15 protein-coding genes are annotated in these 15280 nt (G+C 71.7%); 3 read left to right on the forward strand and 12 right to left on the reverse strand.

Going from position 1 to position 15280, the window contains the following annotated elements:
* Positions 1 to 3: 3 nt before the first annotated feature.
* From CP978_RS11775 to CP978_RS11785, 3 genes are all read right to left on the reverse strand, one after another.
* The gene (locus CP978_RS11775; protein ID WP_043440096.1) at positions 4 to 1125 is read right to left on the reverse strand and encodes an FAD-dependent oxidoreductase; all 1122 of its coding nucleotides are present in this window, start codon (positions 1123 to 1125) and stop codon (positions 4 to 6) included.
* Positions 1126 to 1436: 311 nt separating this feature from the next.
* A complete protein-coding gene (locus tag CP978_RS11780; RefSeq protein WP_043440097.1) occupies positions 1437 to 2102 on the reverse strand; it encodes a response regulator in 666 nt (221 codons plus the stop codon).
* A complete protein-coding gene (locus CP978_RS11785; RefSeq protein ID WP_043448432.1) occupies positions 2099 to 3307 on the reverse strand; it encodes a sensor histidine kinase in 1209 nt (402 codons plus the stop codon). The genes CP978_RS11780 and CP978_RS11785 overlap by 4 nt, the downstream gene beginning before the upstream one ends.
* Positions 3308 to 3439: 132 nt before the next feature.
* Between CP978_RS11785 and CP978_RS11790 the strand changes: the two genes are divergently transcribed.
* Entirely contained in the window at positions 3440 to 4354 is a 915-nt protein-coding gene (locus tag CP978_RS11790) for an ABC transporter ATP-binding protein (protein ID WP_043448434.1), read from the forward strand.
* Complete coding sequence (locus CP978_RS11795) at positions 4351 to 5181, forward strand: ABC transporter permease (RefSeq protein ID WP_043440098.1); 831 nt, start codon at positions 4351 to 4353, stop codon at positions 5179 to 5181. The genes CP978_RS11790 and CP978_RS11795 overlap by 4 nt, the downstream gene beginning before the upstream one ends.
* 36 nt (positions 5182 to 5217) lie before the next feature.
* Here the strand turns inward: CP978_RS11795 and CP978_RS11800 are convergent, their stop codons facing one another.
* From CP978_RS11800 to CP978_RS11825, 6 genes are all read right to left on the reverse strand, one after another.
* On the reverse strand, positions 5218 to 6162 hold the full coding sequence (locus tag CP978_RS11800) for a DUF6879 family protein (protein WP_221500895.1): 945 nt from the start codon (positions 6160 to 6162) through the stop codon (positions 5218 to 5220).
* Between the two features lie 96 nt (positions 6163 to 6258).
* Positions 6259 to 7227 (reverse strand): SCO2521 family protein, encoded by a 969-nt coding sequence (locus CP978_RS11805; protein WP_043440100.1) that lies wholly within the window; start codon positions 7225 to 7227, stop codon positions 6259 to 6261.
* 1 nt (position 7228) lies between these two features.
* The gene (locus tag CP978_RS11810) at positions 7229 to 8212 is read right to left on the reverse strand and encodes an SCO2522 family protein (protein ID WP_043440101.1); all 984 of its coding nucleotides are present in this window, start codon (positions 8210 to 8212) and stop codon (positions 7229 to 7231) included.
* Positions 8209 to 9126 (reverse strand): SCO2523 family variant P-loop protein, encoded by a 918-nt coding sequence (locus CP978_RS11815; protein ID WP_043440102.1) that lies wholly within the window; start codon positions 9124 to 9126, stop codon positions 8209 to 8211. Before CP978_RS11815 ends, CP978_RS11810 begins: the two co-directional genes overlap by 4 nt.
* 3 nt (positions 9127 to 9129) lie before the next feature.
* Entirely contained in the window at positions 9130 to 10971 is a 1842-nt protein-coding gene (locus CP978_RS11820) for an SCO2524 family protein (protein WP_043440103.1), read from the reverse strand.
* Positions 10972 to 11042: 71 nt separating this feature from the next.
* Entirely contained in the window at positions 11043 to 11813 is a 771-nt protein-coding gene (locus CP978_RS11825) for an SCO2525 family SAM-dependent methyltransferase (protein ID WP_043440104.1), read from the reverse strand.
* Between the two features lie 281 nt (positions 11814 to 12094).
* Between CP978_RS11825 and CP978_RS11830 the strand changes: the two genes are divergently transcribed.
* Positions 12095 to 12619 carry a GNAT family N-acetyltransferase gene (locus CP978_RS11830; RefSeq protein WP_227745356.1) on the forward strand — a complete coding sequence of 175 codons (525 nt, stop codon included), beginning with the start codon at positions 12095 to 12097 and terminating at the stop codon, positions 12617 to 12619.
* A gap of 41 nt (positions 12620 to 12660) precedes the next feature.
* On the opposite strand, the gene CP978_RS11835 is transcribed toward CP978_RS11830, so the two are convergent.
* The 3 genes from CP978_RS11835 to CP978_RS11845 all read right to left on the reverse strand — a co-directional run bounded on the left by CP978_RS11835 (position 12661) and on the right by CP978_RS11845 (position 15248).
* The gene (locus CP978_RS11835; RefSeq protein WP_052454088.1) at positions 12661 to 13128 is read right to left on the reverse strand and encodes a phosphatase domain-containing protein; all 468 of its coding nucleotides are present in this window, start codon (positions 13126 to 13128) and stop codon (positions 12661 to 12663) included.
* Positions 13125 to 14339 carry a sialidase family protein gene (locus CP978_RS11840; RefSeq protein WP_043440106.1) on the reverse strand — a complete coding sequence of 405 codons (1215 nt, stop codon included), beginning with the start codon at positions 14337 to 14339 and terminating at the stop codon, positions 13125 to 13127. The genes CP978_RS11835 and CP978_RS11840 overlap by 4 nt, the downstream gene beginning before the upstream one ends.
* A gap of 204 nt (positions 14340 to 14543) precedes the next feature.
* A complete protein-coding gene (locus CP978_RS11845; RefSeq protein ID WP_043440107.1) occupies positions 14544 to 15248 on the reverse strand; it encodes a TerB family tellurite resistance protein in 705 nt (234 codons plus the stop codon).
* Positions 15249 to 15280: the final 32 nt, after the last annotated feature.

Genomic DNA, 15280 nt, shown 5'->3' on the forward strand with positions numbered 1-15280 from the left:
TTCTCACCGGGTCTGCTCGCCCTGGTTGAAGAGGTCGACCAGCTCCTGGAACGCGAGATCCTCCGCGGCCTCGGCGGAGGACGCCGCGCTGCGCGGGAACAGCGCCCGCTCGTACTCGCTGAGCGCGGCCTCGATGTCGTCGGGATGTGCGGCGAGGGCCTCGCCGAGCTCCGCGCCGTCCTGAAGGGCCAGGTTGGCGCCGTTTCCGTCGGGGGCCGAGAGATGGGCGGCGTCGCCGACCAGGGTCACGCCCGGCACCCGGTCCCAGCGGTGCCCGACCGGGAGGGCGTGGAGGAGGCGCAGGGCCGGGGCGGTGTCGCTGTCGGTGATCAGGGCGGTGAGTTCCGGCGCCCAGCCGTCGAACTCCTGCGCGATCCGCGCGGTGGCCGCGGCGCGGTCGGTGAAGTCGATGCCGGCGAACCAGTCCTGCGACTCGGACAGTGCCACATAGGCATGCAGGGTCCCCTCGGTCTCCCGGTGAGCCCCGATCCACCTCCCGCGCACGGCAGGGTCGAACGCGCCGAAGAAACCGGCGCCGACCGCCTTGGCCGCGGCCGGGTGCCGGGTGTCCGCGTCGTACAGATAGGTCTCGACGAACGACCGGCCGGCGTACTCGGGGGTGGCGTCGGAGAGCAACGGGCGGACGCGTGACCATGCGCCGTCCGCGCCGACCAGCAGACTCGTGACGAGGGTGGTGCCGTCGCCGAAGGTCACCTCGTGGTGGCCGTCGCCGAGGGTGCGGGCGCCGCTGACCTTGTGGCCCCAGCGGACGGTGCCGCCCGGGAGCGAGTCGAGCAGGATCCGCCGCAGCTCGCCGCGCAGCACCTCGGGACGGCCGCCCGTGCCGTCGTCGGCCTTGTCGACCAGGACGGTGCCGTTGCAGTCGAGGATTCGCACCGCCTGGTGGCCCTCCAGGACGATGCCGCGGAACTCGTCCGTCAGCCGGGCCGCCTCGAGGGCCGGCTGGCCGCTGTCGTCGTGGATGTCGAGCAGCCCGCCCTGCGCGCGTGCCATCGGCGAGGCCTCCGCCTCATGGACGGTGACGGGGATGCCGTGGATGTGCAGGACGCGGGCCAGGATCAGTCCGCCGAGGCCGGCGCCGATGATCGTGACGGGGGTGGTCATGGTGACTCCTTGCAAGTCGCACCTCTGCCGGGCGGGCACCCGGCAGCTCCCCGCAAGGTCCCGAACCCGGCCGACAAGCACCCGACACCACCCCGACACCCCCGACAGCCCCCCGACACCCCACATCGCCCCCCGACACTGGCGCCCCGAAAGGGGCGCGGGGAACTGCGCGACCAGCCACAACGAGCCCGCACCCGCCGAACCACCCGCACCGGCACCCCGAAAGGGGCGCGGGGAACTGCGCAAAACACCCCCAACGAACCCGCACCCGTCCCACCGGGCCACACGGCCCACCCGCCCCCACCGGACGGCTACGACGCCCCCCGCGGCACCGACACCAGCCCCGCCTCATAGGCCATGATCACCAGCTGCACGCGATCCCTGGCGTCCAGCTTCGTCAGCAGGCGGGTCAGATAGGTCTTCGCCGTCGCCACACTGATGTACAGCTCGGCGGCTATCTCGGTGTTGGACAGGCCACTGGCCACCAGGGTCAGGACCTCCCGCTCGCGATCCGTGATGCCGGACAGCTCCCGGTGGGCGCGGACCGGTTCGGGGCGGGCCGTGAAGTCCCGGATCAGGCGCCGGGTCACGCCGGGCGCGATCAACGCGTCGCCCGCCGCCACCACCCGTACCGCGCCGATGATGTCGTCCAGCGCCATGTCCTTCACCAGGAACCCGGACGCCCCGGCGTACAGCGCCCCGTACACATAGTCATCGTCGTCGAAGGTCGTCAGGACCACGATCCGCGCGTCCGTCGAGCCCGCGGTGATGCGGCGCGTCGCCTCGATGCCGTCCATCTCCGGCATACGGATGTCCATCACCACGACGTCCGGCCCCAGTTCCTCCGTGAGCGACACCGCCTCCGCGCCGGTGCTCGCCTCCCCGACCACCTCCACGTCCTCGATGTCCGCCATCACCATCCGCAGCGCCGTACGGATCAGCTCCTGGTCGTCGGCAAGGATCACGCGCACGGTCATCGGACACCCACCGGTACGGGCAGCCGGGCCGCCACCCGGAAACCGCCCTCGGGACGCGGCGCGGCGTGGAACTCGCCGTGCAGCAGGGCCACGCGTTCCCGCATGCCCGCCAGGCCGAAGCCGGTGTCCGTCGACGTGCCCCGGCCCCGGCCGTCGTCGGTCACCTCCAGTCGGATGTCGTCCTCGCCGTAGTCCACGGTCACCCGGCAGGCGTGGGTGCCCGAGTGCCGTACGACATTGGTCACCGACTCCTGGATGATCCGGAACGCCGACAGGTCGATGTCCGGGGGAAGAGGGCGGGGGCGGCCCCGTCGCCGCACCTCCACCCGCACGCCCGCCGCCGTCGTGGTGGCGGCCAGGCCGTCGACGTCGTCCAGTCCGCTGACGGGCCCCGCCGCCGTGCCCGGATCGTCCTGGTGCCCCGCGTCGGCCGCCCGCAGCGCGACCAGCATCCGCCGCAGCCCCGCCAGTGTCTCCCGGCCGGTCGTCTCCACCGCCCGCATCGCCTCGCGCGCCGCCTCCGGCTGGGTCGTCGCCACCCGGGTCGCCGCGCCCGCCTGGAGGGCGATGATGCCGATGCTGTGGGCCACCGTGTCATGCATCTCCCGGGCGATGCGCAGCCGCTCGGTGGTCACCGCCTGCGCCGCGGCCTGCGCGCTCAGCCGCTCGGCGTGTGCCCGGACCTGGTGCGCCGACCTGCCGAGCAGCCAGAGAATCACCGCGATCAGGGCCACGGCCAGCTCCGAGGAGGTGCCGGCGACCCCCCAGCAGAACAGCCGGACGGCCACAAAGGTGACCAGGGTCCCGAGCGCCAGCGCCAGGGCGATGCGCGCGGTGCGCCGCGGGCAGCTCGTCGCGACGAAGTACAGCGCCACGCCGGCCGCGAGGAACTGCGCCATAGGGATCTCGCCCACCGACAGGGGGACCGTCCCGAGAACCGCGGCCAGGAGCAGACAGACGCAGGCGGCCAGGGGGCGGCGCGCCAGCAGACGGCCGCCGTTCAGGGCCGTCGCGGTGGCCAGAACGACGAAGGTCACGCCGTCCCAGCGGTGCAGCAGATGGCTGGGGTACTGGCCGGGCTCGCTCTCCCCGGGCAGCCTGGTCCGGGCGATGAACGTGAAGACCAGCCCCGCGCACCAGGCGACCACCGTCCAGGCGCCCGGAGGCACCCGCTTGAGCAGGGGGAGCGGCGTGGTGGCGTGCATGCCGCGATGGTAGGCACGGGGCGCGGCGCCGGTCATCGGACCAGGGACGTACAACCACGGTCGACACTCCCCTCCCCGAGTGTCGGCGACGGGGCGATGCCCCGGACCGCCCGCCCCGGCACCGTGGACCCCGTGATCGAAGTCAACCGGCTCACCCGGCGCTACGGCGACACCACCGCCGTCCACGACCTGTCCTTCACCGTCCGCCCCGGCCGTGTCACCGGCTTCCTGGGGCCGAACGGCGCGGGCAAGACCACCACCCTGCGGATGCTGCTCGGCCTCGTCGAGCCGACCTCCGGTACCGCCACCGTCAGCGGGCGCTCCTTCCGCCGGCACCCTCGGGGGCTGCACCATGCCGGTGCCCTCCTGGACGCCGGTGATGTGCACGGCGGCCGGTCCGCACGCGCCCATCTGGCGGCTCTGGCCCGCAGCAACCGCATTGCAGCGCGCCGGGTGGACGAGGTCCTCGCCGAGGTGGGGCTCACCGATGCCGCGGCCCGGCGCCGGGTCGGCGGCTATTCACTGGGCATGAAGCAGCGGCTCGGTATCGCCGCCGCGCTGCTCGGCGATCCCCCGGTCCTCCTCTTCGACGAGCCGCTCAACGGGCTGGACCCCGAGGGTGTGCTGTGGGTGCGGGGGCTGTTCCGGAGGCTGGCCGCCGAAGGGCGTACCGTCTTCGTCTCCAGTCACCTCATGTCCGAGATGGAGCACACCGCCGACGAGCTGATCGTCATCGGCCGGGGTGAGCTGATCGCCGCGGAGAGCCTCGCCGAGTTCTCCGCGCGCGGCACCCGGCCGACGGTGACCGTGCGCACGCCCGACGCGGAGGCGCTGGCCGCCGCGTTGTCGGCCGAGGGCGCGACCGTGGCGCCGCAGGACGGGGAGACGCTGGAGGTGACCGGGCTCGGGTCGGACCGGATCGGCGAGATCGCCCATGAACACCACTTCCTGCTGCGGGAGTTGTCCCCCCAGGCCGCCTCTCTGGAAGCCGCCTTCATGGAACTGACCGCCGACAGCGTCGAATACCTCGCCGGAGAGCCCCGATGACCACTCTCGCCCTGCCCGCCGCGCGCTTCACCGATCTGCTGGCCGCCGAGTGGATCAAGCTCCGCTCCCTGCGCTCCACCTCCTGGGCACTGGGCTCCAGCGCTTTCGCCGTCATCGCCTTCAACGCCAACGCGGCCCGCGCCGACTACGCCAACTACCCGGGCTACGGCCGGGTCATCCAGGAGAACTTCCTCTCCTGGGCGCTGCGGGACGCCTTCACTCAGGGCGCCGCCATGATCCTGGTCCTGGCGGCGGCGAGCATCGGCGCCGCCACGGTCGTCGGCGAGTACGCGACGGGCCTGATCCGCACGACCTTCACGGCCGTCCCGGACCGGCGTGCGCTGATGGCCGCGAAGGTGGCCGTGGTGACCGCCGTCATGACGGTGTACGGGGCCGTCGTCGCGAGCGCCTCCTTCGCCGCGACCCAGGCCATCCTGGACGGCCGGGGCCAGGGCGTGCCGATCGGTCATCCCGGGGCGCTGCGCGTGGTGATGGCGTCGGCGCTGCTCGCCCCGGTCTGCGCCCTGGTCGGCATGGGCCTCGGCGCCCTGATCCGGCACAGCGCGACGACCATGGTGGTCCATGTGTTCGTCCTGTTGTTCCTGCCCTCCTTCATCACCGAGCGCTACCACTGGACGGCGTGCGTCCGGAACGCCCTCCCCTTCAGCGCCTGGCTCCGCCTCGTCGACATCGACTACGGGCACCAGCCGTTCACCCTGGTCTCCCGCTGGCCGACCACGGTGACGGGCGGCTGGATCGTGTTCGGGGCGTGGGCACTGGTGGCGGCCGTCGTCACGGTGGTGGCCGTGGACCGCCGCGACGTCTGAGACCCGGCGCGCGGAACGCGGGGCACGGCACACGGTTCAGTCGGCGGTCTCGGTCCCCTCCTCCGTGGCCTCCCAGAGCACATTGAAGCGGTTGACGCGTTCGCGGACGTGCTCCGGCGTCATCTTCAGGGTGGTCTTCACGGGCACCACCCGCACATCCGGCTCGGTCTCGTAGCAGAGTTCGCCGTCGAAGATGATGAAGTCGTTCAGCGGGGTCACCTGGACGCTGGGCTCCAGCCGCGACTGGACCGCGATCCGGGCGTCGATGCCGAAGGTGCGCTGCCGGGCGCAGACGGTCCGCAGGCCCTCGGTGACATGCTCCGGCTCGTCCACCAGGAACAGCCTCCGCACCTGCACCCCGCGCTTCTTGATCGCCTCCCCCTGCGCGGCGAGATAACGCTTCGCCGGCTCGCTGAACCAGAAGTCCCGGTCCACATCGGTGCTGGTGGCATACACCGTCCGCCGGGCGCAGGTGGTGAGGTCGATCAGCCACTCATGGTTCTCGCCGGGGCACTCCGCGCTGCCGTTGCTGAGGCTCTCCATCAGCGAGGCGAGCCGGCCGATCTCCTCCTGGGCGAAGGTCTTCACGATCTCCGAACCGTGCTCGCCGACCTGGGTGTACTTGCGGGCCAGCCGGGTCACCCCGTCGGAGCGCAGCACCGAACGGTCCACCTGGCTGAACAGCTCGGTGGCGTCGTTGATCTTGGCGAAGCTCTCGTCGATCGCCTCGCGCATCTCGGCGTGGTGCGCGGTCAGCCGGTCCTTCATCTCGCGCAGCCGCCGCTTCTGGTACTCCTCGACGGTCTCCAGCCGCTCGCCGAAGTCCACCAGATACTGCACCAGGAGCGTCGCGCTGCCGAGGGTGATGGACACGGTCCACTGCCACAACTCGCCCTGGTCCGGGGTCAGGGCATTGGTCAGCAGGAACGTTCCCGCTGCCACCACCGCCGTGACCAGGGTCTTGCGGAACACTTTCGACACTCGCTGCTCCTCGCGCTGCGGCGCCGCCCTTACCTCTCCTGTCGTCGTTCCGTTCACTTCGACCTCCCCCGTCGAATGCGTCGTTGGTGCCGCCCCTCAGGGTGCGCTCAGCGCCCGGTGGAGCAATGGAATAGCCTGGACGGCCAGTTGGTCGCGGATGCGCTGGACCAGGGTTCCCCACTGGCGGGTGAACCCCGGCTCCCGTTCCAGCACGTCCCACAGCTGACCCAGGGTGCGGTCCACATGGGCGCCCGGCATCCACAGATGCAGCAGATGATCGACGGCCGGGCGCAGCGCCAGGACGGCCGAGGGGCCGTCCGACGCACCGAGCCTGCTGCTGTCCAGCATGTGCACGACGGTCGTCAGCAGCCAGTCGTGCAGGGCGAGGTCCTCGCACAGTCCCGCGGCCGCGGCGGCCGGGGTGCCGTCCGGCAGCCTCAGCTCCATGGTCCGCAGCCCGTCCTCGGCCAGGGTGAAGCGCGCCAGCGAGGGTCCCTCGCCCTGCGGGGCACGCCGCGCGACCCAGCGCAGCCGGGTGCGCCGGGACTTGAAGGGCGCCTTGTGGTCGAGCAGCGGATGCCGCATCAGCTGCGCGAACAGCCCCTCGGCGATCATCCCGAGGTCCAGCTCGCCCCGCCCGTTCCCGCGCAGGACGCCTTCCGCGACGGCCCGTTCGGGCAGCTTCCCCAAGGGTTCGACCAGCCCGGGCCGTACCAGGTAGTGGCCCCAGGGACGGCGCAGATCGGGTCCGGCGGCCGGGGCGCCGAAGCGGGCGGTGGTCTGCAGGACCCGGCCCTCGGTGAGCGCCGCGCGGGTGGCCACCGTGCCGACGCCGCGCACCCTGGCCCCGTTGGCGGTGGGCAGTCTGCAGTCCACCCCGGTGAGGACCTCCGGGGAGAGCGCGTACAGATTGGGGCGTTCGGAGACCCGGACGTGTTCGTCGGCGCGCAGCCTCAGCAGTTGGGCGGCGGCCCGGCCGTCCAGTGCCTGGAAGGACGGCAGCAGTCCGGTGCGGGTCTCGCCACAGACGACGACCGGACGTGCCGACTCCCCCGGGGCTCGCATCTCAGGTCTCCTCGGCGGAGGAGACGTGGGCGGGCTCCTCGTAGAAGACATAGCCGGCGCGCTGTGCGACCGCGGCCGGCACCGCGGCGCCCTCGCGGGCGGAGCGCTCGGCGACCTGCCGGAGGGCACCGGAGTCGACGTCCACCTGGTCGAGGATGAGTCGTACGGCGTCCTCCACGGCCAGGAAGCGGTTCGCCATCAGTGTGCAGGTGCGGTACGCGCAGAAGGGCGCCGCCGCGGGGCTGAGCTGGAGCAGCGGCGGCAGCCGGTCCCAGTCGTAGGGGAAGTCCCCGCCGTTCCAGGGCCGTGGGGTCAGCACCGGCTCGCCGAGGTGGCGCAGCAGTCCGAGACGGGCCAGCTGCCAGACCGCGGCGAGGAACGGGCAGGACCACAGGCGCTGTCCGTCCTTCTCCGACCACAGCTCGACGTCCATGAACACGGAGTGGTTGCGGGCGGCGGTCTCCTGGGGCGGCTGCCAGCCGGTGACCTCGTCCATGGCGCTGCGCGAGGTGGGCGTCCGCTGCCCGTTGGCGAGCCAGCCGGTCTGGCTGACCGGCGGGCGGGAGCCATGGCTGCCCGGTGGTGGCGACTCGACCAGGCGGTGTGCCACGGACTCGGCGATCTCGATCTTGTCGGCGACGGCGCAGCCCGACTCGCGGGCCAGATAGTCGATGACCAGTCCGGCCTGCGCGGCCTCCTCCAGCACCACGGGGACGAGTTCGGCGGGGGTGGAGAAACGGGTGAAGTAGTCGTCGACGAGGAAGCAGGTGCTGATGCGGGGCCGCCTGCCGCCGGTGCGGCGCGCGGCGGCGGCCCGGGCGGCCTCCACCCAGATCCGTACCTCGGCGAAGTGCTCCCGCAGCCGCTCGGGCCCGGCCTCGAAGTCCTCCATGTAGAGATGGCCGAGCTCCAGCGAGAGATGGGAGAGCGGCACGGACTGGGTGCGGGGCTGGGCGGTGGTCTCCTGGAACACGGACTCCGTCACGCCGGCTCCCAGTATTTGTCGTCGGTGAGCCGGCCGGCCAGTTCGCTCAGCGCCTCCCAGGTCTCCCGGTTGGCGATCTGGCTGTCCAGCACGTCCTCGTCGGTGATGAGCTGTTCGCGCCACTGCAGGACGGGCTCCAGGGGCACGGAGCCGAGGACCAGGCTGTAGCCGATGCCGGAGGAGGAGGCGAGCTGCTTGAGGTCGCTGTCGCAGGCGCGCATCCACGCCGACTGGGTGGCCGAGACCTGCGACCACAGCGACGACTCGGGGTCGGGTACGGCGGCCCGTACGAACCGGATGGCGTTGCGCAGCGCGCCCTCGTCATGGCCGCGTGAGACACCGCCGGCGAGGATGCCGCGCCTGCCGAAGACCAGGTTCGCCGCGGCCGACACATGCTGGCGGGTCCAGCGGTGGAAGACCAGCCAGCGGAACTCGACACCGCGCATCTCGCGCTGCGAGGTGGCCTCCAGCGCCATGTCGACGGCATAGCTGCGGCCGGCGCTGAGGTCGACGACGATCACATCGAACTCGCTGTTGAGCCGGAGCAGCAGGTCCACACAGCGGCGCAGGTTGTCCTCGGTGGTGGCGAACTCGCCGCCGCTGAGGTCGCCGGGCATCAGCACCAGACGGCCCGCGCCGGGCGGCCGGTTGCGCAGCACCGGGTGCTCGGTGTCCGCCCAGACGTCGACCCGGGCCGGCTCGGCGGTCTCACCGGTCAGATAGGTGTGCAGGCCCTGTTCCTCGGCGGCCCGGCGGGCGTCGGGGACGTCGAAGACGGCCGCGGCGGTGGGCGAGCCGAAGTCGAAGTCGAGATAGCAGACGTCGTCACCGGCCAGTGCCCGGTGATAGGCGAGGTTGGCGCTGGTGACGGAACGGCCGGTGCCTCCCTTGTCGGAGGCCGCGAAGACGAGCACGGCTCACACCCCCTGGACCGCGGCCTCACGAGCCCGGACGAGGGCGTCGAGCTGGCCGAGCACATCGAGCGTCAACGCACAGGCGGTACCGGGCTGGTCGTCCACCAGCCTGCGGGCGCGGCGCAGCTTGACCTCGATGCCCCTGAGCTGCATCCCGCGGTTGCCCTCGGAGGCGGGTGTGGGCTCCATCTGCTCGTTGCCGAGGAGGTGGGTGGACTCGCTGAGCAGCGCCCGGGCGAGTTCGGTCAGGTCGGGGCTGCGGATCGGCTGCTGCTGGTACATCTGCTGGACCTGGACCATCACCTCGGTGACGCGCTCGGTGATGCTCCAGGACACCGGGCTGTCGGAGACGGGCGAGTCCGGGTAGGCGGCGTGGACGTTGTCCCACAGGCCGATGCCCTCGCCCTCCCGGATACGACGCCGCCACAGCTGGCCGAAGATGTCCTCGGCGAGCCTGAGCAGCCGGTCGTGCGAGGCGAGGTTGCGGGAGAGCGTGCACAGCTGGATGGTCCGTTTGAGCAGCTGCGCCGAGAAGTCCTTCATGATCCACTGCATGCGCGGGCCGAGGCTCTCGCTGCCCTGCAACGGCAGGGTGACACCGGGGTTGTGCAGCCGGACCATGGGGTCGTCGCGGGTCATCCTGCTGGTGATGCGGCCGCGTTCGGCGAGGCGTTCCATGACGCTGACGGTGCGGGTCAGATCGTCGTCGGTGGCTTTGCGCCGCATCAGGTCGTGGACCAGGATGGCCCCGACCGAGAGGGAGAAGTACTCGGACTCCAGCTTCTGGCCGGTGGTGCGCCAGGGGATGTCCTCCAGGGGCCAGCGGTCGGTGTCGAAACGCGCGATGCCGGACCAGAACTGCTGGGTGATCTCCCAGCGCAGTCGCAGCGCCTGGGCGAGCCTCTGCTGTTCGGCGTTGAGCAGGCCCAGGGTGAGGGTGCGGTCGGAGAACAGGTCCTGGATGCCGTCGAGCGCGACCACGGTGAAGTACAGGTACGGCACGGGGCTCGCCACGCCCTCGGGCTGGGGCCCCACCTCCTCGGCGGTCTCCACCGTGGGCGCGTCCCGGATGATGCTCCAGCCCCAGCCGCACTCGAAGAACCGGTTCTCGTCCTTGAGGCCCTCCTCCACATCGACGCCGAGGACCAGGCTCTCGGCGATGGCGGCGCGCAGCGCCCGGAAGCGGCGCTGGAAGTTCCCCAGCACATGCCGCTGGGAGAGGCGTCCCTGGCCGAGGAGTTCACAGAGGGTGCGGCCCTGGGAGGATTCGGTGTCGAAGACATTGACGGTGAAGGCGCGCAGCAGGCTCACCATGGCGGCGGTGAGCCGTTTGCTGGTGGCGGCCCGCAGCTCCTGGATCGTCTCCTGGACCTCGCTGCGCCGGGTCTTGGACTCGTAGACCTTCAGAAAGCCGAGCGTGGCCAGACAGAGAGTGATCGACATCGAGTACGCGTCGACCACCCCGAGGCTCCGCTGCTCCTCGGTGAGGCCCCGGTCCGGGTCCGAGGAGACGAAGTAGTAGCCGCCGGCGAAACTGGGCCTCTTGTCGTCGCTGGTGTGGGTGCGCATGAACTGGGCCGCGGCGGTCACCAGGTTGGCCGGGGTCTCCAGCCGACCGCCGGCGTTCTTCAGCACCTTCTGGACGTCCTCCGCGGTGGTGTCCGGATCGTCCAGCCGGAAGGCCGGGATCTCCGTGGCCGGGTAGAGGAGGCAGAGCAGGCGCTCCGCGTCGGCGACACTGCTTTCCCCGCCCCAGCGGCCCCAGCTCCACTCACCTCCGTCGAAGGAATGGCGGGCGACCGCCTGCCAGATGTCCAGCAGATGCTGGCGTGGCTTGATCTGCATCCCATGCCCCTCACACAGGCCGCGTTGCCGTCATTTGGGAAGAGCGTTCTTCTGTTGTGAAGATTCTGTCCTCAACCGGTCGGAATATCGGCCTCCGAACGTCGTCGGCCATAGGCGACGATCATTCCCGAATACCCTTCCCGAACGGCGGCCGAGGACTTGAGGCGCACAGTCGTGAACTCACCCGCGAACGGCTTCAGGCTCTCGTGCACCTCCGGCTCCCCCACGTCGCACGCGGGGAAGAAATGCTCTCCTGCGTGATACCCCTTCGAATGCTCCATGAACGCGGCGGCGAAGGGTGCACCGGGTGCCAGGGCACCCAGGAAACACTCGACACCGCGGGCGAACTCCGCGTGTGAGGTGGTCATCGACTCCGCGACGAAGAACATGGTTCCCACGGACCACCGTCCCCGGTGCCGCACCAGGTCGAAGAGATCGCCCGGCTCGACCCGGACGGTGTCGCGGAACCTGGCCCTCGGGTCCATGTCATGGGCGGCATATGCGGGGTTCTTGCACAGCAGCCGCCAGAACTGGTCCCAGTTGGCGTCGTAGGAGGCGGTCTGACTCCTGAGGTAGCGCACGTTCGCGGAGGAGCGCTCGAAGAGGGTGATGTCGTCGCACCAGGGCAGCATCGCGAGCGCGGGGTAGAGATTGGCGCCGGCGCCCACATCGATACCGGAAACCGGTCCGGTCGCCTCCGTTTCGGACCGGTCGCGGAAATGATCGCCGAAATGATCGCGAACGATATGAAGGATCTCCGCGTCCTCGGCCTGCAAGTCGCGGTAATTATGATCTACGTAGGCGATCGGGTCGAATGCGGACCAGGTCACGTCCGCATTCAACTGGGTGTCCGACGGCGATCTGGGGGTCATCTCACCACGGTACCAATACCGGACCTGGACGGAGCCCAGCCGTCACAAGGTAATTGCCTTGCGCAGGACGCTCCTGGGGCTGATCGGAGTGACTGAATTCTTGACCGTGCACCCGCCTTGAACAGCCGTATCTCTGCCCCACAAGATGGTGGGAACTCTGTCGAACGCACCCGAACGGCAGACGGCATACGCCCCTCTCGTATCACCCTCACGGGTGGGGCGTGTTCTTGACCTTTTCCGCAGGGGGCGGCATGACCGTATTTCCAGACCCTTCACGCGGCGGGCCCACCGGCCCGGCGCTCTTCCACGACCGGGGCCCCGTCGACCGTCACCTGACGATGCGCGGGGTCACGGAGCAGGACCTGCCCGAACTCGTCCGGGTCGACCGGGAGGCGTTCCCGGACGATCCGTACCCCCTCTTCGTGCTGCGGCAACTGTTCGACCTGCACGGGGAGAACCTACTCGTCCTGGACGACGGAAAGCGTCTGCACGGCTATGCCCTCTATGTCACCACCCGTGACGGGTACCGGAGTTGGGTGGTGAGCCTGGGCGTGACCCAGGACCAGCGGGGGCGCGGGCTGGGCCGCCGGCTGATGCTGGAGGTGCTGCGCCGGCAGCGCGCCGAGGGCGTCCGCGAGGTCCGGCTGACGGTGGAGCCCGCCAACTGGGCCGCGATCACCCTGTACCGGTCGCTGGGCTTCTCGTCCGACGACGGCGTGCGCAAGGACTACTTCGGCGCCGGGGAGGACCGGCTCGTCATGACGCTCGGGCTGTGAGGCTCACGGCGCGGGGGCCCTGAGGCTCGCAGCACCGTCGTTCACGCGGTGAAGTGCCGTACATAGCGCCGCTGCCAGGGTGTCTCCACGGCGTGCCGGTCGTAGTGGGCGCGGACGTACTCCACGGCGTCCCGCGGCGGTACGCCGTCCAGCACGGCGAGGCAGGCCAGTGCGGTGCCGGTGCGGCCTCGGCCGCCGCCGCAGGCGAGTTCGACGCGTCCGGTCGCGGCGCGGTCCCAGGCCTCGGTGAACAGCCGTCGGGCTTCGGCGCGGTCGGCGGGCAGCCGGAAGTCCGGCCAGCGCAGCCACTCCGCCTCCCAGGGCACCTGCGGGGGCCTCCTTCCGAGGAGGTACAGGGCGTAGTGCGGCAGTGGCCCGTCCGGCAGCGGGTGCCGCAGTCCGCGGCCCCGCACCAGCCGCCCGGACGGCAGCCGCAACACCCCGGGGGCACCCGGGTCCCAGCCCGAGGCCGTCGGGGCGGCGCCCTGTCCCGTGTCTCCCTCGCTCATCGGGCCAGTATCGGTCGTAGGCGCGGTGGGGTCAGGTCGGCGGCGGGGATCCGGCGGAATTCGATGGTGTCGTACGGCCCCGACGCCCCGGTCTCGTAGAGGATTCCCGTCCGTCCGCCGCCGAGCCCTACCAGATCGCTGTAGGCGGCCGGGCGCGTGGACAGGGTCAGTGCCTTGGTGAAGCCGGCGCCGCCGTCGGTACTGCGCCAGATCGCCATCGCCCGGCGCGCGGTGCGGACGGAGGGGCCGGAGAAGAGCAACGGTGCGCCCGGGCCCTGGAGTTGGAGGACGCTGCCCTGGACGACCGGCACATCGTCCAGGGAGTGCTGCACGGTCAGCGGGCGGTCGAGGCTCTCGCCCCCGTCGCGGGAGTGGCCGTCCAGGCGGTGGCCCGGGCCGGTGCCGTACTGGTCGCGGGAGCTGATGTAGACCCGGCCGTCCGGGAGTTGGGCGGCGCTGCTCTCGTTGGGGTGAACGGAGCCGTGGCGGGAGTCGTCGACGAAGCCGATGTGCCAGCGGCGCCCTCCGTCGTCGCTGTAGAGCGCGTGCGCTCCGTGGTACTTCGCCTCCTGCCCGGTGTCCTGGGAGCCGTCGGGCGGTGCCGTGGAGTGGTTCGCGGGGACGAGCAGACGGCCGGAGTGCGGCCCCCGGGTGAGGGCGAGGGCATGGCCGGGACCGGTCGCGTACCAGCGCCAGCCGGGCCGCTTCACCTCGGCCGTGATCTCCCGCGGGGGCGTGAAGTGCCGCCCGTCGTCGGCGCTCGTCTGGACGAAGACCCGGCGGCTCCGTGCGGGGGCCACCTCGCCGCGCATGATCTGCGCCTCGTCCACCGTGCCGCCGTTGAAGGAGGTGACCAGGACGATCCGGCCGGTCCTCGGGTCCACCACGGGCGCCGGATTGCCCCGGGTGTCGCCCCGGCCGGCCGCGGCCACCTCGAGCGGGCCCCAGGTGCAGCCGTCGTCCGGGGAGCGTCTGAGCACCACGTCCACGTCGCCGCTGTCGCCCGGCCCGTGCCGCCGGCCCTCGGCGAAGGCCAGCACCGTTCCCGCCCGGGTCCGGACGGCCGCCGGGATCCGGTAGGTGTCGTAGCCGTCCCGCCCGGCGGTGTAGGGCACCGAGGAGACACAGCCGGGCGCCGCCACGGCGGGTGCGGCGGTGCCGGGCGGGACGAGGAACGCGGCGGCGAGGAGGGCGCGGCTCAGGGGGGTCATCCCGTCCCCTCGGGGGCTGTCGTCCCGGGGGGACGGTGACCGTGGACGGTCGTAGGCTCCCCGCTGCGGCCGCCCGGGACCCCTGTGACGCCGGTACCTCACCGGCACGGGTGAACCTCACCGGCACGGGTGACAAGGGCCGCCACGGGTGACGCGCCGTCCCGGCGCCGGTGAAGCCCGGGGGAAGGCCCCGGACCGGCCGGCTCAGGACGGGGTGCGCGCCGCCACCAGCAGACGGGTCACATCGTCGGCGGGGATCGTCAGGGCCGTGCCCACCGTGGCCAGGACGTCGCGTTCCGCGGGGGTGTAGGGGCCGTCCGCCAGGGCGATGCGGGCGCCCTGGAGAAGGATCGACTCGCGGCCCGGGGGAGCGAGGTGGGGGGCGAGGGGGTCCAGGGCCTCATGGAGCTCTATGGCCAGGCTCGCGCCCGCGGGCTCGCCGCAGACCCGGCCGGTGTCGGCGGCCAGTGCCTCGACCAGGGCGTTGAGCCGGTCCCCCGTGCAGTCGTCGAAGCCGGCGGAGCGGACCGCGGCGGCCGCCGTCTCCAGCGCCGTACGGGAGCAGGCGGCTCCCGCCGCGAGGACGGCGAGGGCCACCGTGTGGACCGCGTCGCGGAGCATCGCCGAGAAGCGGGTCGTGGTGGGGTGGTCGAGCACCTCGGTGCCGTAGTGGTGGCCGCAGGCCGCACACTCCACCACCGGACCGGTCTCGCCGCGCGGCAGGACCGGGACGCCGACCAGGGTGAAGCGGCGCCGTCCGGTGAGGCGCTGGTAGTTGCGGTCGCCCCCGCAGCCGGGGCAGAAGAACTCGCCGTCGCCGACGGCGGTCCACGCGGTACGGATGCCCAGGACGTGCGCGGCACGGCGTCTACGGACTCCACGGCCGTTGTGTCCCCGTCCTGGCAGCACGTCGCACCTCCTAGATCCCCCGCTGCCCGAAA

This window comes from Streptomyces nodosus (genome assembly GCF_008704995.1).
GTDB lineage: Bacteria > Actinomycetota > Actinomycetes > Streptomycetales > Streptomycetaceae > Streptomyces > Streptomyces nodosus.

Bases quoted from the DNA above. Each gene is read 5' to 3' on its own strand.
- CP978_RS11795 (WP_043440098.1), top strand. From the start codon at position 4,351: ATGACCACTCTCGCCCTGCCCGCCGCGCGCTTCACCGATCTGCTGGCC.
- CP978_RS11775 (WP_043440096.1), bottom strand. From the start codon at position 1,125: ATGACCACCCCCGTCACGATCATCGGCGCCGGCCTCGGCGGACTGATC.
- CP978_RS11840 (WP_043440106.1), bottom strand. From the start codon at position 14,339: ATGACCCCCCTGAGCCGCGCCCTCCTCGCCGCCGCGTTCCTCGTCCCG.
- CP978_RS11780 (WP_043440097.1), bottom strand. From the start codon at position 2,102: ATGACCGTGCGCGTGATCCTTGCCGACGACCAGGAGCTGATCCGTACG.
- CP978_RS11820 (WP_043440103.1), bottom strand. From the start codon at position 10,971: ATGCAGATCAAGCCACGCCAGCATCTGCTGGACATCTGGCAGGCGGTC.
- CP978_RS11785 (WP_043448432.1), bottom strand. From the start codon at position 3,307: ATGCACGCCACCACGCCGCTCCCCCTGCTCAAGCGGGTGCCTCCGGGC.
- CP978_RS11805 (WP_043440100.1), bottom strand. From the start codon at position 7,227: ATGCGAGCCCCGGGGGAGTCGGCACGTCCGGTCGTCGTCTGTGGCGAG.
- CP978_RS11830 (WP_227745356.1), top strand. From the start codon at position 12,095: ATGACCGTATTTCCAGACCCTTCACGCGGCGGGCCCACCGGCCCGGCG.
- CP978_RS11835 (WP_052454088.1), bottom strand. From the start codon at position 13,128: ATGAGCGAGGGAGACACGGGACAGGGCGCCGCCCCGACGGCCTCGGGC.